This is a genomic window from Spiroplasma sp. SV19 (assembly GCF_030060925.1).
Lineage (GTDB): Bacteria > Bacillota_I > Bacilli_A > Mycoplasmatales > Mycoplasmataceae > Spiroplasma.
Genome location: NZ_CP045455.1, coordinates 102,292 through 124,851, shown reverse-complemented (window position 1 = coordinate 124,851; position 22,560 = coordinate 102,292). Strand labels below are relative to the sequence as shown.

The 22,560-nt window shown below is 27.5% G+C and carries 22 protein-coding genes; 2 read left to right on the top strand and 20 right to left on the bottom strand.

Going from position 1 to position 22,560, the window contains the following annotated elements:
- Window position 1 precedes the first annotated feature (1 nt).
- The 12 genes from E7Y35_RS00610 to E7Y35_RS00555 all read right to left on the bottom strand — a co-directional run bounded on the left by E7Y35_RS00610 (window position 2) and on the right by E7Y35_RS00555 (window position 12,870).
- Entirely contained in the window at window positions 2-835 is an 834-nt protein-coding gene (locus E7Y35_RS00610) for an ETX/MTX2 family pore-forming toxin (protein ID WP_283272415.1), read from the bottom strand.
- A gap of 155 nt (window positions 836-990) precedes the next feature.
- Complete coding sequence (locus tag E7Y35_RS00605) at window positions 991-2,316, bottom strand: DEAD/DEAH box helicase (protein WP_283272414.1); 1,326 nt, start codon at window positions 2,314-2,316, stop codon at window positions 991-993.
- A gap of 303 nt (window positions 2,317-2,619) precedes the next feature.
- Complete coding sequence (locus E7Y35_RS00600) at window positions 2,620-3,897, bottom strand: spiralin lipoprotein (protein WP_283272413.1); 1,278 nt, start codon at window positions 3,895-3,897, stop codon at window positions 2,620-2,622.
- A 135-nt stretch (window positions 3,898-4,032) separates the two neighbouring features.
- On the bottom strand, window positions 4,033-4,299 hold the full coding sequence (gene rpsO, locus E7Y35_RS00595) for a 30S ribosomal protein S15 (protein ID WP_283272412.1): 267 nt from the start codon (window positions 4,297-4,299) through the stop codon (window positions 4,033-4,035).
- A 98-nt stretch (window positions 4,300-4,397) separates the two neighbouring features.
- The gene (locus E7Y35_RS00590) at window positions 4,398-5,285 is read right to left on the bottom strand and encodes a riboflavin kinase (RefSeq protein ID WP_283272411.1); all 888 of its coding nucleotides are present in this window, start codon (window positions 5,283-5,285) and stop codon (window positions 4,398-4,400) included.
- Window positions 5,285-6,196 carry a tRNA pseudouridine(55) synthase TruB gene (truB, locus tag E7Y35_RS00585; protein WP_283272410.1) on the bottom strand — a complete coding sequence of 304 codons (912 nt, stop codon included), beginning with the start codon at window positions 6,194-6,196 and terminating at the stop codon, window positions 5,285-5,287. Before truB ends, E7Y35_RS00590 begins: the two co-directional genes overlap by 1 nt.
- 575 nt (window positions 6,197-6,771) lie before the next feature.
- Window positions 6,772-7,536 carry a type III pantothenate kinase gene (locus tag E7Y35_RS00580; protein WP_283272409.1) on the bottom strand — a complete coding sequence of 255 codons (765 nt, stop codon included), beginning with the start codon at window positions 7,534-7,536 and terminating at the stop codon, window positions 6,772-6,774.
- Window positions 7,537-7,538: 2 nt separating this feature from the next.
- Window positions 7,539-8,705: a bifunctional phosphopantothenoylcysteine decarboxylase/phosphopantothenate--cysteine ligase CoaBC gene (coaBC, locus tag E7Y35_RS00575; protein ID WP_283272408.1), complete on the bottom strand. Its 1,167-nt coding sequence runs from the start codon at window positions 8,703-8,705 to the stop codon at window positions 7,539-7,541.
- A gap of 89 nt (window positions 8,706-8,794) precedes the next feature.
- The gene (locus E7Y35_RS00570) at window positions 8,795-9,280 is read right to left on the bottom strand and encodes a hypothetical protein (RefSeq protein WP_283272407.1); all 486 of its coding nucleotides are present in this window, start codon (window positions 9,278-9,280) and stop codon (window positions 8,795-8,797) included.
- A 127-nt stretch (window positions 9,281-9,407) separates the two neighbouring features.
- Entirely contained in the window at window positions 9,408-10,751 is a 1,344-nt protein-coding gene (locus E7Y35_RS00565) for a hypothetical protein (RefSeq protein WP_283272406.1), read from the bottom strand.
- 43 nt (window positions 10,752-10,794) lie between these two features.
- On the bottom strand, window positions 10,795-12,402 hold the full coding sequence (locus E7Y35_RS00560; RefSeq protein WP_283272405.1) for a formate--tetrahydrofolate ligase: 1,608 nt from the start codon (window positions 12,400-12,402) through the stop codon (window positions 10,795-10,797).
- Window positions 12,403-12,417: 15 nt separating this feature from the next.
- Window positions 12,418-12,870 carry a GNAT family N-acetyltransferase gene (locus tag E7Y35_RS00555; protein WP_283272404.1) on the bottom strand — a complete coding sequence of 151 codons (453 nt, stop codon included), beginning with the start codon at window positions 12,868-12,870 and terminating at the stop codon, window positions 12,418-12,420.
- 71 nt (window positions 12,871-12,941) lie between these two features.
- On the opposite strand from E7Y35_RS00555, the gene E7Y35_RS00550 reads away from it, so the two are divergent.
- Window positions 12,942-13,802 (top strand): bifunctional 5,10-methylenetetrahydrofolate dehydrogenase/5,10-methenyltetrahydrofolate cyclohydrolase, encoded by an 861-nt coding sequence (locus tag E7Y35_RS00550; protein ID WP_283272403.1) that lies wholly within the window; start codon window positions 12,942-12,944, stop codon window positions 13,800-13,802.
- A 43-nt stretch (window positions 13,803-13,845) separates the two neighbouring features.
- Here the strand turns inward: E7Y35_RS00550 and rbfA are convergent, their stop codons facing one another.
- Both rbfA and E7Y35_RS00540 read right to left on the bottom strand, forming a co-directional pair.
- Window positions 13,846-14,184: a 30S ribosome-binding factor RbfA gene (gene rbfA / locus E7Y35_RS00545; RefSeq protein WP_283272402.1), complete on the bottom strand. Its 339-nt coding sequence runs from the start codon at window positions 14,182-14,184 to the stop codon at window positions 13,846-13,848.
- Window positions 14,185-14,254: 70 nt separating this feature from the next.
- Window positions 14,255-16,372: a hypothetical protein gene (locus E7Y35_RS00540; RefSeq protein ID WP_283272400.1), complete on the bottom strand. Its 2,118-nt coding sequence runs from the start codon at window positions 16,370-16,372 to the stop codon at window positions 14,255-14,257.
- Window positions 16,373-16,772: 400 nt separating this feature from the next.
- Between E7Y35_RS00540 and E7Y35_RS00535 the strand changes: the two genes are divergently transcribed.
- Window positions 16,773-17,612, top strand: a complete 840-nt coding sequence (locus E7Y35_RS00535) for a Pr6Pr family membrane protein (RefSeq protein ID WP_283272399.1) — start codon at window positions 16,773-16,775, stop codon at window positions 17,610-17,612.
- Between the two features lie 41 nt (window positions 17,613-17,653).
- Here the strand turns inward: E7Y35_RS00535 and E7Y35_RS00530 are convergent, their stop codons facing one another.
- The 6 genes from E7Y35_RS00530 to E7Y35_RS00505 are packed head-to-tail and all read right to left on the bottom strand — an operon-like array spanning window position 17,654 to window position 22,559.
- Window positions 17,654-18,739, bottom strand: a complete 1,086-nt coding sequence (locus tag E7Y35_RS00530) for an alpha/beta hydrolase (RefSeq protein ID WP_283272398.1) — start codon at window positions 18,737-18,739, stop codon at window positions 17,654-17,656.
- Window positions 18,740-18,743: 4 nt separating this feature from the next.
- Window positions 18,744-19,139, bottom strand: coding sequence for a cytidine deaminase (gene cdd / locus E7Y35_RS00525; RefSeq protein WP_283272397.1), 396 nt, complete (start codon window positions 19,137-19,139; stop codon window positions 18,744-18,746).
- 14 nt (window positions 19,140-19,153) lie between these two features.
- Window positions 19,154-19,582, bottom strand: coding sequence for a diacylglycerol kinase family protein (locus E7Y35_RS00520; protein ID WP_283272396.1), 429 nt, complete (start codon window positions 19,580-19,582; stop codon window positions 19,154-19,156).
- Between the two features lie 27 nt (window positions 19,583-19,609).
- Window positions 19,610-20,086, bottom strand: a complete 477-nt coding sequence (ybeY, locus tag E7Y35_RS00515) for an rRNA maturation RNase YbeY (protein ID WP_283272395.1) — start codon at window positions 20,084-20,086, stop codon at window positions 19,610-19,612.
- A 45-nt stretch (window positions 20,087-20,131) separates the two neighbouring features.
- Window positions 20,132-20,506, bottom strand: coding sequence for a hypothetical protein (locus E7Y35_RS00510; protein WP_283272394.1), 375 nt, complete (start codon window positions 20,504-20,506; stop codon window positions 20,132-20,134).
- Window positions 20,499-22,559 carry a cysteine peptidase family C39 domain-containing protein gene (locus tag E7Y35_RS00505; RefSeq protein WP_349306595.1) on the bottom strand — a complete coding sequence of 687 codons (2,061 nt, stop codon included), beginning with the start codon at window positions 22,557-22,559 and terminating at the stop codon, window positions 20,499-20,501. The genes E7Y35_RS00510 and E7Y35_RS00505 overlap by 8 nt, the downstream gene beginning before the upstream one ends.
- Window position 22,560: the final 1 nt, after the last annotated feature.

The following is a 22,560-nucleotide window of genomic DNA, read 5'->3' as shown; positions in this document are numbered from 1 at the left end:
CTTAACCAATGGGTGTATCTTTAATAGTTACAAAATAATTAGTTTTAGTTACAAATCCATTAATACTTCCTAAACCATTAAAGTGAACAACATTATTGGCTTGTATGCTAATTGCATCAGGTAATGAACTCAATGTTTGCAGTGATTTAAAAGCGTCAACAATATTTGCCTCATAAATAACTCCGATTCCATTAATTTTATTAATTTCACATTTAACTGTTCCACTAATATCGGCATCTAAATTAAGATAGGCATTCCCTTTTGAAGTTCCTAAATAAACCGATGCTGTTGTTATCGTGTGTGGTTTTACTTTAATTGATTGACTTGGTGCCGTAAGAGTTACAGTATTTGTTGTTGTATCAATATCCGTTTTACTATAATTAACTTTATAATTAAAATCTAAATATGTAAATTCAAGTTCAATTCCAGCAGAAATCCCAGTAATAGTTTGATAAGTATAGATTGTTGTTACTTTTTGAATAAATTCTGGTGTCTGAAATGTTTGGATAGAATCAGTTTTATTTGTAAAGGTTGCTTTTCCAAAATAAAGTCCTGGCTCAATTTCATTTGAGAACATACTATTTTTAATTGAAACATTTGTATTAGAATAAGTTAAATTTTTAGAAATTATATTAAGATTTCTAATAAAAACTGATGGATGATGAATTTTAAAATCACTATATAAGGCAGCGATTATATAATCATCTAAGTTAATAATTTGTGGAATTTGTGAATCAGTAGTATTATCTTTCAATAAATTATTATGATATGCTAAAGGCATAGCAAAAGAATTAATACTAAAGACAGCAGTTAATAATTTTAACATCTTAATCATAATTTACACCTCTTTTTAATATTAATTAAGTTTTGTTGCATATTAAAATATCATATTATAAATTTTTATAATAGCATAATTTGTCCATAAAAATAAGATTAACAATAGTTAACAAAAATTAATTTAAGAACTACTTAAAGTTAATAACAAATAATTTAATTAAATCTAAATTTGTTCTTTGCAAATTTTTTATTTTTTCTTTTGGTTTTTTTCTCAAATGGTGTTGAATTATTTTTATTAAAGTTACTACGATCAGTTTTATATGAACCATGAGAATTATTATATTTAATATTATTATTTTGCCTAGAATCTAATTTCTTATAATTCCCACCAATTTTTTTTGCTATTTTTATTTTTTCTTTTAAATCATAATTAATAATATTAAATTGTTCAATTGTTTTCTTTTGATATTGTGCTAAATGTTTAATTTCATTTAAATCATTACGATTAGAAACAATAGTTATTGCAACACCAGTCGCACCTGCTCGTGCTGTTCTTCCAATTCGGTGAATATAACTTTCCCGTTCATTTGGAATATCATAATTAAAAACATAATCAATCTGATCAATATCAATTCCTCGCGCAGCAACATCAGTCGCAACCAATACCATTGCTTTTCCTTCTCGAAATAACCGCATTGCTTGTAAACGTTCACGTTGACGTTTGTCACCATTAATAACACAACTAGTAACACCAATGGACGCAAGCATTTTAGCAATTTTGTCAGTAAAAGCCTTTGTATTAGAAAAAATAATACTTCGTTTTGGTTGCAAATTTTTATATAACGCAATTAAAACATCTTCTTTATGATAGGAAGTCGCATCAACATAGTACTGCGTAATATTATTTTGTTCTGCTGCATTTTTTGTCACAACAATTTCAACAGGATTATTTTGATACTTATTAGCAATTTCCAACACTTGTTTTGGCATTGTTGCAGAAAATAATAATGTCTGATATTTTTTAGGTGCATTCTCAAACACCTTATCAAGTTCATTTTTAAAACCCATTTTTAGCATTTCATCTGCTTCATCTAAAACAATTGTTTTAATTGTATTTAGTCGTAATGTATTACGGTTAATATGATCAGCAATTCGTCCTGGTGTTCCAACAACAATGTTACTTTTTCGTAATGAGTAAATTTGTTGTTGTAAATGAGAACCACCACATAATAGTGTTGCATTTACGCCTTCTAAATAAGTAGCAAATTTTCGAACCTGATTAATTACTTGCATTGCCAATTCTCTTGTTGGACATAAAATAATAGCTTGTGGTCGTTTTAATTGCGGATCTAGTCTTTGCAAAATTGGTAAAATAAAAGCTGCTGTCTTTCCAGTCCCAGTATGACTTTTCCCAATAATATCGTGATTATTTAATGCAACTGGAATAGCTTTTTCTTGGATTTCAGTTAGATTAGTGTATCCCATCTTAGTAATCATGCGTTCTAATGCTGGGGATAAATTTAGTGTATTAAAATTCATTTAGTCTCCTTTAAATAATTAATATAAAATAGTTTGGTTGTTTTTTAACATTACGACTGTTGAATTCACATATTGGCATTATTTTGGATCACAGAATAAATTAAAGTTTAACAACTTATTAAGTATATCCTAAAATAGTAGAAAAACCAAGTATTTTATATTAGATGTTAAAATAAATTACTTTTTCTAAGTGTTATTTTACTTAAATATCTATATTAAAATTTTAAATATTCTTTATTTTTTATTTCTTTTTTTGCAAATAAAAAACACTATTAGAAAATAGTGTTTTTCTTGGTTTAATTACTAAGTTAATGTAATATCAAAGGTAAATGTTCCTTCAATTTTATTACCTTTAGCAGTTACTGTAATTGTAACAGTTCCAGCCGCTTGATTATCAGTACCCGCTTTATTACTTCCTAAAGTGAAATCTGTTGTCACTGTTGTATCAAGACCAGTTTCGGTTTTAATTCCAGCCACAACTGCATCAATTAACGTTTGATCTTTTAACAAATCAGCATATGTTTGACCTGTATTTGCTGCTAACTTTAGATCAGTTACTGTTGCTCCCGCAATACTTTTTTTACTTGGTGCTGGTAATTCTAATGTAATATCAAAGGTAAATGTTCCTTCAATTTTATTACCTTTAGCAGTTACTGTAATTGTAACAGTTCCAGCCGCTTGATTATCAGTACCCGCTTTATTACTTCCTAAAGTGAAATCTGTTGTCACTGTTGTATCAAGACCAGTTTCGGTTTTAATTCCAGCCACAACTGCATCAATTAACGTTTGATCTTTTAACAAATCAGCATATGTTTGACCTGTATTTGCTGCTAACTTTAGATCAGTTACTGTTGCTCCCGCAATACTTTTTTTACTTGGTGCTGGTAATTCTAATGTAATATCAAAGGTAAATGTTCCTTCAATTTTATTACCTTTAGCAGTTACTGTAATTGTAACAGTTCCAGCCGCTTGATTATCAGTACCCGCTTTATTACTTCCTAAAGTGAAATCTGTTGTCACTGTTGTATCAAGACCAGTTTCGGTTTTAATTCCAGCCACAACTGCATCAATTAACGTTTGATCTTTTAACAAATCAGCATATGTTTGACCTGTATTTGCTGCTAACTTTAGATCAGTTACTGTTGCTCCCGCAATACTTTGTTTAACTACTGTCCCCTCTTTTGGCAATGTTACCTTAATATATCCTGTTGAATTAATAACAACTTTTTTATCTTTTGCTGCTGTAATTTTAACATAAACATCTGCTGTCCCTGTTTTTAAATTAACATTACTATATGCCGTTCCTTTGCTATCTTTAAAAACATCATATGTAAAATCATCTGCTTTTGCTGTTTTTGCAATTCCTTGCACTGCTGATAAAACATTGGCTGCTAAAGCTGTTTTAACTTCCTCTTTTGTTACACTTTCTGAATTAGCGGCAGTAACTGCTGCTGGTGCAGTAATTGATTTAATTTTTGCTAAATCATTATCTGCAACTTTATTATTGTTACATGCAACTACTGTTGTTGCACCAGTTGCTGTCAATCCAAATGCTCCTAAGATTGCTAATAATCGTTTCATTTTTTTGTTTCCTTTCTTCATTTTTTGACAATATTAAATATTTTTTATATTTAATGTTCTCATTATAAAAAAAAAAAAAAAAAAATCAAGGAATTGCAAAAAAAAAAAAAAAAAAAAGGTTAAAAACCTTAAACTTTATTTTCTAATTCCTAATTCTTCAATGATTGCTTTATACTCATTAAAATCAGTTTTAGTTAAGTAAGCAAGCAAGTGTTTTCTTTGTGCTACTTTTTGTAATAAACTTCTTCTTGAAACAATATCTTTACGATGAATTTTCAAGTGTGCAGTTAAATTGTTAATATCTTCTGTTAAAATAGCAATTTGTACTTTTGTTGAACCAGTATCTTTAGCATTTTGACCAAATTTTGATACTAATTCTGCTTTTCTATTTTTTGAAACCATTAATAAATTTCTCCCTTCGTTGTGGTGGCGCATAACGTTAAATCAAAGAATTTAAGAAAGGGTTATCTTAAATCAACGAAATAACAACCTTATTAATATTATGCTTTATTTGCAAAAAAAGCAAGTGTATCAACTAAATCTTGCTCTAAAAGATTAACTAATTCAGTTAAATTATTTATTTTAATATTTTCACGTAAATACTTTTTAAAATAAACAATAATTTCTTGATCATATAAATCTAAAGTAACATCCAGCAGATACGTTTCAACAACCTCTTTGCCCTCAAATAATCGATATGAAGTCATTGATGGATAAAGATGCCCTTTAACGCAAGTTTCTGTGACATAAACACCATAAGGTAAAATTACCTTTTGTGGTAAATAGATATTGGCCGTTGGGAAATTAATTGTTCGACCAATTTGTTTGCCAGGTTTTACTTTACCGCGTAAATGATAATCTTCATATAATAATTTGTTTACAGTCGGTAAATCATGATTTAATAATAAATTACGAATTGTTGTTGAAGAAAAAGTATCATCTTGCCGGGTAATTAAATAAACATTTTCTTGCCCAAAAAAAGAAATAATTTGTTTAAAATCCCCTTCGCGATTTTTTCCAAAGCGAAAATCAGAGCCAATAACAATCTTAACAACATTAAATCGTTCCTTTAATATTGTCAAAAATTGTTGCGCAGATAAGCTCATAAATTCTCTTGTTAATGGAACCTCTAAATAATAATCAAAATTTAATTTTGCTGCTATTTGTTGTTTTGATTTATTATCTACTAATTTGGTATCAGTTTGATGCAAAAAATCAGTGACACTTTGTGACATTGTAAAAAATAATGCCGCTAAATTTTGTTCTATTTTAATTTGCATTAATCGAGTAATTAGCTTTAAATGTCCCAAATGAAAACCATCAAATAGACCTAAACAAACAATTTTTGTTTCGTTATTAGCTGGTTTATTTCATGTTAAAATTTTCATTAATAATGATCATCCTTATCTATTTTTTGTTGTTGGTTACTATCCATATTTGCCCATAACCCCCGCTGACAAGCATAAACATGTTTGCCAATATGTTTATAAATTGCTAAAACATTTTTATTTTTATCAATAATAAAAATTATGGGATCAGTATGATTAATAATAACAATTGGTTTTCCTTGTTTAATTTCCTCATCGTGGTGATAAAGTAATAACTGTTTTTTATTCGTAAACAAGGCATCATACATTGAAATTAATTGATTAAAATTCACTTCTTCTGGGGCAATTGCTTTTGACAGCAAAAAATTCCCCGATTGAGTTCGACATAAACTTTTAACCGTTGCAATTATATTTAGTTTTGCGGCAAGATCAATAACTAAACTACGAATATATGTTCCTTTTGTACATAATACACTAAATGTAATGGTATAGTTATGATGATTATATTTTTTTAACTTAATTTCTTTAATTGTAACTGTTCGTGGCTTGATTTCAACTTCTTCATCACGACGAGCATATTCATAAAGTTTTTTGCCATTAACTTTAATAGCAGAATATTTAGGGGGATATTGTTCATACATAAATCCATTAAATTCACTAAAAATTTTTTTTAGTTGTTTCTTACGAAGTTTAAAGGGAGTTACTTCTTTAATAACATTGCCAGTGATATCACCAGTATCTGTTTCCACAAATAACTGCATTTCAACATCATAGGCTTTATCTGCTGTTAATAAATATTCGCTCATTTTCGTAGCATTATTCACCAACACTACCAAAAGACCGGTTGCCAAAGGGTCTAATGTTCCAGCATGGCCAACTTTTTTAATCATCAAGGTTTTTTTAATATCTTGAATAATTTGATGACTTGTTTTCCCAGCTGGTTTATTAATTAAAAAAATACCGTCATGCATATGTTAAAATCACCCACTTCTTGATTCATTATATCATTTTTTAGATTATTCCCAACATTGATTAAGATGCCTTTTAATGCTTTTTTATAATATTTTTTTATAAAATAATTGATTATTAATAAAATATAGTTTAAGATATTTATGTATGAAAAATAAATATTGTTACATTTATATCTTTCTTAAATTATTCTAGCCTTTCCTTTTGTGCTAAAATTTGTATTTTGTGACAATATTTAAATATAAAATAATCTTAAAAGTTTGTTTTTCATACATTTTTAAAAATTAATTGAAGTTTCTTAATAGGCTGTTCATTTTTCTTCAATTAATTTTTTTTTTTTTTTTTGCCAAAAATAAGAAAATAGTGAAGAAAATGTTGAAATTTTTAAAATCTATGCTATTATTAAATTGTCTTAAGTAGACAAATAAGTAAATCAAAATAAAAAATGGACATGTTAGGTAATCTTTATTTTATTTAAAATAAGGGAACGAACAACAAAATGTATAAATACCTAAATGGACTTTAAAGTAAAAAATATCTCAAAAATGAAAAAATAGGATAATTTGTCCTATTTTTTTTATATTAATTTATTATCTTGTAAAATGGCTACTAACCCTTTAAAAAGTAGATTCTTATCATATTGATAAGAAACTAACGCTTTAATATAAGTTGCATTTCCTCCTGTTAATATCACTTGCGGTGAGATTGCTAGTGTAGTAAGTTGTTTCACAAAAGCCGTAACAGTTAATAAATGCCCATTCACTAATCCAATATTAATTGCTTGCTTAGTATTTTTCCCTAAAATTGCATTTTCATAAGAATAGTCAAATGTTTGTAATAACTGTGCCCGATTAAATAATGCTTCACCAGCAGCTTCTAATCCAGGCATAATAATTGTTCCTAATAATGTCCCTTGTTTTAATAATGAAATTGTTGTAGCTGTCCCCATATTAACTAAAATAACATTTTGTCCCGGACATAAATCCAATGTCGCATATGAACCAACAATTAAATCAGCACCAAGATTACGAGGATTAGGAATATCAATTATTAAACGATCAATTATTAAATTTTTTTTAACTTGATAAAATGGGATTTTTAGATCAGATGCTAATTGATAAAATAAATCATCTCACATTGGACGAACTGATGATAAACATAGCAACGTCAAATTTGATAAAGTTAGATTTATCTTATTTAAAGCTATTATTATTTTTTGTCGAAAATTCTTTTCCGCAATTAATTCCCGGCTAGCAATTGTTAAAAAAGGTGTAATTTCTTGACTGGGATTAAGAATTGCAAATTTAATTGCTGTATTACCAATATCTACTAATAATTTCATTCTTATTTATCTCTCTCTTCTATAATTTCACTAACTGCTGTTAAAATTGCTTGAGCAACAATAATTTTACTTTGGTTTGGAATTTGACGATGCATTTTCTTGGTTAACAAAATAACTTCATTTTGATCAGATCCCATCGTATTGATTTGATTAATAACAATTAAATCTAAATTTTTTTCAATTAATTTCTGTTTACCATAAGCTAAATTAAAATCAGTTTGGGCACTAAAACCAATTAAAATTTGGTGCTGTTTTAACTTCCCCAATTCAAATAAAACATCAACATTTGAAGTCAATGTTACATCAAGTTGGGAGTGAGTCCGCTTCTTGATTTTCCCTGTGACCGGTGCCGCAACTTGATAATCATTTAAAGCGGCACAAGCAATAACGACATCTTGTTGTTCATATTGTGTTAACATTGCTGTTAACATTTCTTGATTGGTTTTTACTTTATGATGATCATAATAAATTGGAAAATCACAATCACCAACAATTGTTGTTAAAGCGCATTTTGTTCAAGATAAAACAGTATGTAAGGCGTCCCCCATTTTACCACTTGAATTGTTTGTCAGATAGCGTATATCATCAAGGAATGTTTTTGTGCGACCAAAATTAAGCATTACTTTTTTATCTTGTCATATTTTTTTTCAATGCAAAAATTGGTTAATTTCAGTTAAAACATCTGCTCATTCTCAAGCCCGTCCAATTCCTATTGTATTGCATGCTAACATTCCTGATCGTGGCTCATAAACCTGCACCCCATCAATTGTTAACTGTCTTAAATTACGTAAATTAGCTGGAGAAAGATACATTCCACTATTCATTGCCGGAAAAACCATTTTATGACTTTGTACAACACTATAAACCAAACTTCCCAAACTGTCAGTAAAACCATGCGTCATTTGAGCAATAAAATTTTGGGTTGCCGGGTATACAATAAATAAATCAGCTTCAGCCGCAATTGTGATATGTTCAGAAGGAACATTTTTATCATAATATTGTTGGGTAAAGATTTCTGTTTTAGCCGTTGGTGGAATTGTTTTTAAAAACTTTACGGCCCCTTGCGTTAAAATTAATTCAACATGATGGTCTTTTTTTAATGTTTCATATAAAGCAAGTCCCTTATAAGCAGCAACGCTCCCCGTAATAACTAATATGATTTTTGCCATCAAATCCACCTGTCTTTCTTGTCTTTTGTTAATTATACAAATAAAAATCGATATATTAAAATATTAATATATCGATTTTTATTATTATCTTATTGCTGTTCTTTAGTAAAAAAAGCAGCTTGCATTCTTCGTTGTGACTCTGCAATAATGTCATCTACTAATTCAACTCATTGTCCACATTCTAAATAACGACAATAAAAATTACGAATAATGTTTAAACGATCACCATAACGTTCTTGCACAAAATATTTTACTTTTTTCAAAATTGAAATATAAGCATATTGTAAATCTAATGGTTTTTGATAAAGTTTTTGATAAACTTGCGCATATTCTTTAATTAACTCAGTAACCTTATGTTCTAATGTTTTTGTTCGTTCATTAATCATTTGCTTTAATATTTCATCTTTTTGTCCTGAATTATATTTTGCACTTTTCATTACATAATATAACTTGATTTCTAATGCTAAAACAGGATTATCATGTGAAATAATTTTCTCATTATTTACAATCAATGATAACTCCCTAATTACATTATCATAAAACTGACTACAATTATTGCTTCCTAAAACTGACACTTTTTTCACCCCATATAATAACTTTTTTAATCCTTGTAAGAAACAAAATATTATTACACCTTATATTTACTGGTTTTTACCAAAAAAAATCTACAAAAACTAATAACTATAGTAAGAAAACACAGAACTAATTATCGTTTCCAGTAATATAATCATCATTTTTTAAACTGTCAACAGAAGTCATAATTGCTTGCAACCGCATATAATAGTTTGATGAAGAAATAATCGGGTATTTTTTATCAAAATAAACCTTAATATAAGTTAATTTTTTGCGATATGTTGTCAGTCACTTATGAGCAATTAGATTTAACTCTTCCATAATTTCACGTTGATTAACACTCATAGCATCTTTCCGTTTAGCAGGATCTAATTTTTTAAACAATGCTGTTGCTTTTTTCTTAAAATTAATTGCATAAGTAATAAATCCAACAACGCCACTAATTTTAACTGGTGTTACATAAATTCCCAAGTCATGATTACGACAATAATCATATTGAATTCGTGAAAAATCAGCGTTCTTTAATTCTCCTTGAACATAATTTAAGTCATTAAATTCTTTAATATTATAAATTTTAAAATCAACATAATAATCATATGGTGTTAAAAAACAATTATTGGTATATCAACTATAACGTGAAATTGATTCAAAAATTTCTTCTTCAATAAATTCAAATTCACGAAAATAATAAGTTTCTGTTTTTCAATAACGTTCTAAAATATAAAAAATTAATTCTTCACCATCAATATTATTTAAAAATCAAGTTTTTTGAAAATTAATATTTCGATATTTTATTAAATCTTCTTTTTCAATTCGTTTGCTTACATCAATTTTTTGCAAATAGTTGTCATATTTTTTAACAAAATACTCATAAAATCACCGTAATGTTAATGTATATAAAATATAATAATAGGTAAAATCAGTTTTAAGAACATATTTAATCATTTTTATTAATGTTCGTAATAAGTTATTTGAAATTTTATTTGCCTTATTAAAACCTTGTACTACTTGAATTACATTATCACTTTTTTCAATCCCATTTCGTCAAAAAATATATGTCAATTCCCCTTCAGCATTTTTTTTATAACAAAAGGGAATAATACGAACAATAAGATTTATTTCATCATCTATTTGATATTCTAAGTATCCCTCATTTTGGGTGTCTTTAATAACTGTCCCTTTTTTAACATTTTTGCGCATTTCAGCTAGCACAGTTTGAAACATCCGTTCTCGTAACCCGTTACTACTTTTAGGGCCATATTTCACAACTGCTAATTCCAATTCAAGTTTATCGTACTTTGTTAAAGTTTTAAGGCCATATTCACCAAGGGCAATGGTTTGATAGCCTATTTTTTGAAAACCTTTTTTATAAATAGTAAAAATCTCATACATTTTTTTACGAATATTACTTGCTAAATTAAGTTGCTTACTAACAATACTATTTAATTCTAAAAATTTTGCTTTTTTCTGCATTAAATTCGCCCCTAATTTTAATTCCATTTAATTATAACAAAAATTATTTAATATTTATAATCTGATTATCAACAACATCAATCACAAGTGCATTAGGATTTTTATTTAAACCCGGCATTGTAATAATATCTGCCAAATATACAATAAAATATTCTGCTCCCGAATTAATTTTAAGATCACGAATCGTAATGTGATCATCAGTTGCAGCTTTATTACCAAAAATTGTTTGATGATTCTTAGCCATACAAACTGGTCAACTTTTATATTTATTGTCTTGTTGAAAAAAAGCAATTTTCTCTTGTGCAACAGCACTGAAGGCAATTTTAGTTGTCTGATAAATTTTTTCACAAATAATTTTAATTTTGTCTAATAATGAAGTTGTTGCTGGATTAAACAATAATTGATATTGTTGTGGTTGTGTTGTTTGTTTAATAATAGTTTTAACTAACATTGGATTATCTTTAATACCAAGATGATAAGTATTATTAATCCCAAAAGGAATTTTTTGTTCTGTCAACCAATTTGTTACTAATGTAATTTCTTCAGTACTATCTGTTGCAAATTGATTTAAACAAACAACAAAATTTAAATGATAATTCTGAATAATTTTAATATGACGTTCTAAATGAAATAATCCATTTTGCAAACTAGCAAGATCAACTGTTGTTAATTCTTTTTCATCAGCACCACCATGTAATTTCAAAGCCCGAATGGTTGCTACTAACACCGTACAGTCGGGGGTATATTCCTCTTGTAAATTAATAATATCATTGAACTTTTCAAACCCTAAATCACTGCCAAAACCAACTTCACTAACAACATAATCACTTAATTTTAGCGCTAGATCAGTTGCAATTAAAGAGTTTGCACCATGTGAAATATTTGCAAAAGGACCACAATGCACCAATAATGGTGTTCCATATTTTGTTTGCACTAAATTTGGTAATAAAGCATCTTTCAACAAGGCTAATAAAGAGCCCGTAATTTGTAACTGATGTAAATAAACTGGTTCATTCTTAAAATTATAAGCAACAATTGCTTGGTCTAAGCGGCGACGTAAATCATTAAAATCTTTACTTAGCCCTAAAATAGCCATGATTTCACTAGCAGCAGTAATTTGAAAGTGCTCATTTCGCTGAATTTTATCATTAATTTTAATTTCAACATTTCGTAAAGCACGATCATTAACGTCCAAACAGCGTTGTCAAACCACTTTTGCTGGATTAATTTGTAAAGTATTACCCCAATAAAGAATATTATCAATAATAGCACTAACCATATTATTTGCTGTGGTAATTGCATGAAAATCACCAGTATAATGTAAATTAATTTCATTTTCTGGTTGCATAACACATTCACCTCCACCAGTTGCTGATCCTTTTAATCCAAAAACTGGACCCAACGATGGTTCTCGTAATGCAAGAGTTGTTTGATAACCTAAATGATTTAACATATCGGCAATTCCAATTGAACATGTTGTTTTTCCTTCACCTGCCTTGGTTGGGTTAATTGCTGTTACTAAAATAAATTTCGCTTTTTTTGGCAAATGACTAAAATTAAAAGGTTTTACTTTCGCAATATAATCTCCATAACTAATTAAATCATCTGCTGTTAAACCAATTTTTGTCCCAATTGTTGTAATTTTTTCCATTTTTGTCAACTCCTTTTAATTGTTATTATAATAATAAACCATTGGAAAGTGTATAATATTTGCATCAATAAAACTTTCCCCATTTTTAATAAAACCTAATTTTTCGTAAAAACCCACAACTTGACTTTGAGCAAATAAATAGACAGCAATAGGTTGATGCTTGGTTTGGACATAATTTAATAAGGTTTGTAACAATAAAGTTCCCACTTGGTGTTGACGATAATTTTTAAGAACAGCAATCCGCCCTAAAAACCATTTTCCGTCTTGTTGCAAAATACGAGCACAGCATATTGGTTCATTATCATAGTATCCAACAACATGATAAGCAGTTTGATCATATTGATCAACTTCCTCTGCTAAGGGGACCTGTTGTTCATCAACAAAAACAATTTTTCTAATTATTATCGCATTGTCATAAATTGAATTATTATTTCCAACTATGCTTTTAAAAATGATTGCATTTTGCATTTAATTTTATGGTCCTTTCATATACAATACTTATATAAAAACATTTTAACATAGAAAAGAGGGAAACCTTAATGGATAAAACCAAAATAATTGACGGAAAAATGGTTAGTGAACTAATTAAAGCAAAAGTCACAACAGAAGTTATTGAAATTAAAAAAAAGAACCATCGTGTTCCTAGTTTAACAATTATTCAAATTGGGAATAATAAAGCAAGTAGTACTTACATTAAAAATAAAAAAATTGCTTGTGAAAAAGTTGGTATTATTTGTAATGTTCTAACATATCCTGAAGCAATGACTGAATCAGATTTGCTTAACCTTATTAATCAATTGAATCAGGACTCAACAATTGATGCTATTCTTGTCCAACTTCCTTTACCAATGCATATTAATAGTGAAAAAATTATTAATAGTATTACAATAACAAAAGATGTTGATGGTTTTACTCCCCAAATATTAGGTAATCTAATGCTTGGCCATTATCAATTATTACCCGGAACACCAAAAGGAATTATGTTCCTATTAAAGCACTATCAAATTGAACTAAAAGGACAACATGTTGTTGTGATTGGCCGTAGTAATATTGTTGGAAAACCTCTTGCTAACTTATTAATCAACGCTTCAGCCACCGTTACTGTTTGTCATTCTCAAACAAAAAATCTAAGTTTTTTTACAAAACAAGCTGATATTTTGATTTCCGCGGTTGGACAACCAAAAATGATAACTTCGGAAATGATAAAAGAAAATGCCATTATTATTGATGTTGGAATTAACCGCGACCAAGATAATAAACTATGTGGCGATGTTGATTTTGAAAATGTGTTGTCAAAAGTTAAAATGATTACCCCCGTTCCTGGTGGGGTTGGACCAATGACAATCGCAGCTTTATTAGAAAATATTTTATATCTTTATTATCAAAACAATAATTTATAATAAAAAAAATCTCATAATTAAGTTATTAATTATGAGATTTTTTTTATTTTAGTTTCTGCAAAATTGTTTCAATATTATTTGCATTATCTAATGAATGATCATAAATAAATTCCAAATCTGGACAACGATAAATTTCTAATTTATGTGCTAACTTACTACGAATTTCACCTTTATATTCTTGTACCACATTAGTTAATTCTAATTCTGGCTTTGTTAATAATGAAGAATAGTAAACTTTCGCATGACCTAAATCATTTGATAATTTAACAGCATTAACTGATAAAGTATTTAAAATTTCATCACGAATTTCACGCTGCATAATAAGTGTTAAATCACGGGCAATCAATGATTGCATTTTTTCAATTTTAATTTTATTTGCCATATATATCACCTTATTTCTAACTTTATTAACATTATAACAAAGCATTTTAATAAAGGCGAATACTTTTAGATTATTCTGTATTTAATTGATATATTCTTCAATTTTCACCAGTTGCTAAAGCTAATATTCTTCCATCTTGCAGTTGAATTAAGGAAGTAATAATACTATCATCAATAAATGGTTTATTATAATCAGTATGGTAAGTTTGAATATTTCCTTCAATACTTAGAACATACATATCATATTTTTTATTACCACCGCCCTCTCAAGGCACACCAGCAAGTAAAACGGTACCATCTTGTAAAGGGACAATAGCACTAATTTCCATTGAAGATAAAAATGAAGTATTTTTAGTATCTAAAATTTTTGTCAATTTTTTATTAAAGAAATCAATTTCATAAATCATCCGTTCAGTTTGCAACCAAATTTTTCCGTTTGCTAATTGAATAACATTTTGAATACTATTATTAAAATAATTTCCTGCAATAGCATCAATTTTTTCTCCCGTTGAAGATAAACGATAAAGATTTTTACCTCAAGTAACTAATACTGTACCATCCTGTAACCGCGTTAGTGTTGAACGATAATCATAATCGGGGTTTGGGTCAGTAAAAACAGTTCTTTCTTCCCTTAATATATCTGTACCTATTTGCTTATATTCATAGATTTTATTTGTATTTTGTCCTCAAAAAATATTATCCTGCATTTGAATAATTGAATTTGAAAAAAAGCTAGAGCTTCTTCGATTTAATATTTTTGTTTCTAAATTAATTTGTGATAAAATACCATTTTCATTTGGTACTAAAATTTCACCATTATCTAATTGGACAATTTTATTATTAACAGAAAAATTAAATAAAGATGATCCCCATCCTGTCTCTTTTCGAAATAAAATATCTTTAATTTGACCAAGTTGCAGATTTAATAAAGAGTAATTAACAATAACAGAACTAGTTGCGATATATTTTAAACTTTCTGTTTTAACAATAATAGTTGCTTGTCGACTATTAATTGAGTTAAGATCAACAGTAACCTCATTAATAAGAAGACTTGGATTTTTTGCTTTTACAGCAGTTAAAATTGTAGTTGGTTTTTTATCTTCAATTTTACCTAAATTAACATTTGACAAATCAGCAGACAATAATTTTTTCCCACTTGTGTTAAAATAGATTGTAATCATATCATTATCAACATAAGTAGTACTATTAACTTTTGTGACAATACTAGCTTGATTTGGCATAATATTTTTAACCATTATTTGACTAATAACTAACTTTGGATTACTTTTTTTAGTAACTATTAAAATGTTTTTTTCTGTTAATTGATCAACTTTTTCTCATAAGACTAAATTAGAAAGGTGTGTATTAATAGTTAGTCGATCAGGAAGAAAATAAACATCAATATAAGAATTATCAACATAATAAATACTAGAAGACTTTACATAAACACGGGCTTTTGTTTCTAGAATATCTTGAATAAAAACATCCTCTGTTTTTAAATCTGGATTTTTTGCTTTAACAGCGGCTAAAATAGTTGTGTTAGTATTATTTTTAATATTACCTAGCATTGAATTTTTAACTACGGTATCTAAAGAAACTCGTGATCATTTTTTGGGACTAGCAACAGTACTTGGATTAGACCCTGTTTGTGAAAAATAAAGACCCAAAGTTGTTCCTAAACCAGCTGCAATTAACAAAATTACTAATAGACCAATAATTAATATATGGCGTTTCATTTGGGTTACACAGCAAAGTCGATGATAAGGAGTTACAGCTAAATGACGATTTTGTAAATAACCTTTTTTAAGTACTGCAACAGAATGTTGTTTTACTGAAACAGGTAAATTTACTTCTTTTTTAACAATACTGTGTTCTTTAGGAAAATTAGTTTGAATTTCATTTTCTTCATTAGAATCAAATAAACATCCTTTAACAATTGCTTTAATATCGTCTTTTTCATCAAATAAACTTTCTTTAACAAAAAGACCAAAACGACGTTTTGCACATTGCAAATAAATCAAAATGTTAACATTATATTCTTTTCGTTTTTTAATAATTTCTAAATTTTTAATTTCCAATAAAATTGGATTTTTAAAAAATTCTTTTTTTTCATGTTTTACAATCATTAATTTTTGTTTTAGCTTAGTTTGACATCTATCACATAAGGTTTTTACACTAACAGCTTTCATAAGTAAAACCTCCAAGTTTTATAACAAAATGAAATATATATGTAATAAATACTCAAGGTATAGGGAGTTCAAAACAATAAAAATGAGATAATTTTAAAATTTTCACAAAAAAATGAGAATTTTAAAACTAAAACTCTCATAAATTTACAGCAAAATGCTATAATTATTTATGAGAGCATAGTTGTGGTTTCGCGATCTTGAGTATGCTCTCACATATATATTTTTAAATTAGTGAGTTATTACAACTCACTTTTTTATTATAACACTAAAAAATAAAATAACACTGTCATAATTTGGAAATTTTTTTATCTTGCCTTAGCAAAAATTATAAAATTATAAAAATTTTCTTTTTAACAAAGTATTCCTATGATAATATTTAAAAGATTATCAAGGAGGAATTATGAAACGTTGAACTTATCGAATTTGATATAAAGATTATCTTTGATATTATAAAGTAATAATCGCTAGTTTAGCTTTTGCCTTTTTAGCTTATGGCTTTTATGCTGATATTTTTAAAGAATTCTGATATGTCAATAAATATTCATATCGATCTAGTTTACAAAATTATGATATATTATTAAGTTTTTATTCCGTGCAAGTTAATATTATTACGATTGTTTGATTATTGCTAGCCATTTTTAACCATCATCGTGAGCAAAAGAGTTGGTTTTTTTCAACAAACTTTAAATTAAGCATCTTAAATTGAAACTTATTAATGTTTTTTATTTTTTGAATTGGAATTATTATTGGTTATAAGAATGGTCAAGTAACTATTGCTGAATATACTAAGGCCCAAATTGCTTGTACGGTTGTGACGCACTTTATTATGCCCATCTTATTTTTTATTTATACCTTATTATCGTTTGGTGATCATCGTCTTAGTTGAAAAAAAGAATTTTTAACAAAAGATTGATGAATTAGTTTAAGTTATCCCATTTTTTATTTAATATATGTTTTAATTCGTGCCGCTGCTTGAAACCGTGATGGCGCTACTGTTTGAGCTTATCCCTACCCTTTTTTAGATATTGATAATCCAATAATAGCCGGATTAACAAAAGTTCAAGCAACTTTCTTTATCATCTTTATTTTTACAGTGGTCTTTACTACTTTCCATGTTCTCTTACAAAGTTTTAACAATGGAATGTATCGAGTATTTAATAAGTATCAAGATAAAACTTTATGATATGAAACTATTTATCAAAACATTAAAACAAAAATGACAACCAAAAAAAACAAATAAAAAGCAAAATAGTAATAAAATAACTAACGCGTTATTGATCACTATTTTCGTTTTGCATTAGTAATAAATGTTGTAATTGCTGCGATATACTGTGCCGGATTGTAATAAATACCTCGCACATGGTCACAATTAAAAACAACACGATTACTAATTTTTTTTCGTTCATATCTTCGTTTGTTTTGATAAGCTTCTCGCCCCATAACATAAGGTGTTGCATGATCTTTTTTATTTAAAAGATATAGAACCGGTAATTTTGCCAATTGCCTTAAGTTTTCACCAGGATTAATTTGTTCTGGATCATAGCCCCGGGTATCAATAGCATAGCGCCGAATTGCATAATAATGTTCATCATAATTAACTTTAATCTTTAACATATAATAACGATATAAAGCATTTAAATTACTAATTGTTGAATCTAAAATCGCACTTTTAATTACTTTGTTTTTAACAAATGCTAATTTTAAATATTCCATAATTACAAAGGTGCCCATTGACCATCCGTGAAAATTAAGTTCTTTTAGTTTTGGATCAATCGTTGTTTGTAAAAATTTAACAACTGCAGCTAAATCATACTTTTCATAATATCCCATTGTTGTTATTTTTGACGTTGATTCACCATGATTTCGTTGGTCAAAGACAAGAATGTTATAACCCAGGCGCAAATAAATTAAACCAAAAAAGATGGCTCGAAACTTGTGTGAATTAAGACCATGTACTACTATGACTCATTTTCTATTGTTATCATTTTTTACTCACGACCGAATAGCAACCGCTTTTAAGCGGACATCTTCATAACCAGGAATGTCATATTCTTGTAAATCTCATTTTTGATTTAATTCAGCTGCTGTTAATGTCATTTCCTCAATTCGTAATCGTTTTGTTAAATCAGTAATATATTTTTTACAATATGCTTCTAAATCATTATCAGTTTTCTTTCACCAAGTATGATGTGTTAGTAAAATGCGCTTATCATGAAAGGCATAAAATAATTTAATATAAAGGGCATTATTACTCATATAATCTTTTAAATGTTCATCATCAACAATACGATAACTATGATCAGTAACTAATTCACGGTCATGAGCTAAATCATATAAATCTAGTTCGTCATTATGTTTTTTCGCCATAATCCTATTGTAAATCCTCTTTCGTGAAACCATATGGTAATAAATCACCAATTGTTACAACATATGATTCACCCTTTTGATTATAAATTTCTAATGGAACATCATGAGCAATTAACTCTCATAAAAATTGCCGGCATGTTCCACATGGTGACCCTTTTTGGTTACTATCAGTATATAAAAAAAGTTTAACAATATCTGCTTTTTGATAACCCAAGGTATAAACTTGTGCTAAACATGTTCGTTCCGCACATATTGTTACAGAATAGGCTGCATTTTCAATATTAACACCACTGACTTCTGTACCATCTTTTAAAAGACAAATTGCACTAACATGAAACTTAGAATATGGAGCATATGCTTTTGTACTTAATAATTTTAATTTTTCAAAATAGTTCGCCATTGTTCTAACTCCTTTTAATTAATTTTTAAATATAATTTAATAACATCAACTAGTGGTGGCAACATAATCAATAATCCGATGGCAATTGCCAAAATTGAATTAATTAAAGTTGCCGCGGCACAAATATCTTTAATTTTTTTAGCTTTAATATTATATTCAAATGATAATAAATCAACAAAGTTTTCAACCATTGTATTAATTAATTCAAACCCAATCACAATTCCAATTGTTAATAATAAAATTGCTCATTGAACATAACCAAATTCATGCGGAACCATTTTTTGCAATCAGATTCCTAATCCAATCACAACTAATGATACAATAATATGAATAATTAAACTTGACTCTTCTTTAATTGCTGTATAAATTCCACGAAAAGCATTTGAAAACTTGTTTCGTAATTTAAAAAATATTTTTTTCTTTGGTGGTGATCCTTTTGCCATTATGTCTATCCCTTTCTTTTTCTCTTCTTATTCTATTGGAATTCGATGAATTTGTAAATCATTTAAAACTTTTCGTTGTAAATTAAACATTGTTTCTTCTTCAATTGGTGTTTGATGATCATAACCCAAAATATGTAACATTCCATGGGTAAATAAAAATGCAAATTCACGTCGCGGCGAATGATTATATGTTTGAGCTTGTTCTAATGCTTTTTCATAGCAAATAAAAATATCCCCCAAACTGCGTAGTCCTGTTAATTGCAATAAATCAACACTATTTTCTTCTTCTAAAGCAAATGTGATAACATCAGCAATATAATCTTTTTGACGATATTTTTGATTTAACTCTAATTGCTCTTCGGCATTGACAATAATTAATGATAGTTCCAATGGATCAGTAATATTTAAGATTGTTTTAATTTTCTGAAAAATTGCCATAAAATCAGCTTGATATGGTTTAATATCAAATTTTGTTTCGTTATAAATGGCAAAATCATCTTTCATTACCACGAATTGTCACCTTACACTTTCTTTTTTTATTATAACAAATTAAATGATTATCTTCAGTAAATAATCTAATGTTGCTTGTTGACCAAAATAAATTTTTGCTGGCAAATATCAAAAATCAATAGTAAGGTCAGTTTGATTTAAAATTAAATAATAATTATTTTCTCGTTTAATTTGAACTACCATTGTTTGCCAATAATTTTGCATAAAATATTCTAATTTAACTTTTTTAATTATTTCACCACCATTTGGCATTTCCGTTGGAACAAAAACATAATTTAAGTCTTCCGCAGTATTTTTTAAAATTGTTAAATAACCATTATAATATAATCGAAGCGGATAATACGCAAGTAACATAAAAAAAGAAATTAAGAAACAACAGGACGCCAATACTGAGATAATAACTTTCTTACTCATTTTCAACCACCATTAAATTAAGTTTTGTCAAATCAATAACATTTGCAAAAAATTGTTCAACAATATGATCATGACCTGCATAAATAATTATTTGATCAGATTTTAAACTAAATAATAATTTTAATAAAATAATTTTGCTCTCATAATCAACATTACTTAATACTTCATCAATAAGATAAACATCACAAGATTGTAATAAGAGATTTAAAAATAAAATAATTTGGCGCTGACCTTTTGATAAGTTCTCTCCATTATTACAAACCAATTGATCAAGACTCAAACGATTTTGTTTTAATAATTGTTTGACCGATGGTAATGTTAAAATCTGATAATTACAATTCTGCTTAAAATTAAGAATATTATCATAAACACTACCAGTAAATAAAAAATCATCTTGATGAAACAGTAATATTCTTGTGCGAATTGTCCCTTCGCTCAGCATCGCTAAATCAAACTGATTATTAAGCATTATTTCACCACTTGTAATTGGTCGCAATTTTGCTAAGATTTCTAAAAAAGTTGTTTTACCCGAGCCACTACGTCCTTTAATAAAACAATGGTTTTGTAAAGTTAAAGTTATTTTTTTTAAAATAAAATTATCATTCAGAAGATAACTTAATTTTGTAATAGTAAAAGATTTAATAAGTGGCAAATCTAACTGCTGCTGCTCTTTTTGCGGTTCTGGAAATAATAAAAATACTGTTTGTTGAAACGCTTTTTCCAATTTTCCTTTTTCTACAATTAATCCTGATAACTGTGTTGTAAAATCATTAATAAAACTAGTTAAAGCACTATAAAACATTAAATTTCCAATTGTTAAAGTTTGTTTTGATATAAAACTAATTGCTAAGTAAAAAATTAAGAAAGTAGCACACTGGGAAATAAAACTTAAAATTAATTTTTGAATAATATTATTTTTTTCAAATCCATAAGTTTCTACTAAAAAAGCAGCAAGTTTTTTTGTTCATTGATAATTAAAATAGTTTTCTAAATGACGACTCTTCTGAAATTTAAAACTTTGATATAATTCTAATGTAATATTTTCAAATTCTAGTCCTTGTTGATATCATCGGTAATATCAAAACTTATTAATTTGTAAAAATAAAAATGATAGAAAAAAAATAATGACATTTTCTAATAAAACAATTGTTAAAATTAATCCATTTAAATTAAGTAAGAAAACAACTCCAATAATTAACATTAAAAAGCTAAATAAAAGTTGCGGAAAAGTTGTTCCTAAAAAAGTTGCTAAAATGATAACATCTCCTTGGCGTTTTAATCATTCACTTGTGCTAAACCGTTCAAATTCAACAACAGAAAGCTGTGATAAATTATTAACAAATGTTGCTACCATTTTTTTTGTTAATTTTTGTTGAAACTGAGTAAGTATTTTTTGGAAAAAATAACTAAAAAGAACCCGAAAACAATAAATAATTAAGAAAATAGCAAAGAAAATTAAGACTTCTTGGTGAATTGTTGTTGTTAAACGATCAAAATAAACCTTAATAAAACTTTTCCCAAATAAAATTAAAAAATTTACCACAACACTAAGAAAAACAGTTCATAATAAAAAACCAATTTGCTCTTTTAAAAAAAGAAAACTTAAATAAAAGGTTTTTGTCTTATAAATAAACTTTTTGTTTTTCTTAGTGAAAATAATTACTGCTTGAAATTTTTCCATAAAGTCATTAATTAAAACTCAATGTCCTTTTTCAGCACTTGGATCCGCAACAAAAAACCGTTTACCACGGCGATGATAAATAACAACATAGTGATAATAACCAGTTTCATTTAAAACATAAGCAATTAAAGGTTGTTCAAAGTTAAGTGTTAATAATTCTTGCTTGCTAACTTCAAAAGCAGTTAAAACTAAATTATATTCATTAGCAATTTGACTTAAACTATAAACGCTTAAAGCCCCTTGATAATTTTGAAAATGATGTTTTAATTCACTAATTGTTAACTTTTGCTGATGATAATATTCAATTAGCATTGCTAAACAAGCATAACCACAGTCATCACTTTGTTCTTGTTTCACAAAGGGATACCACATA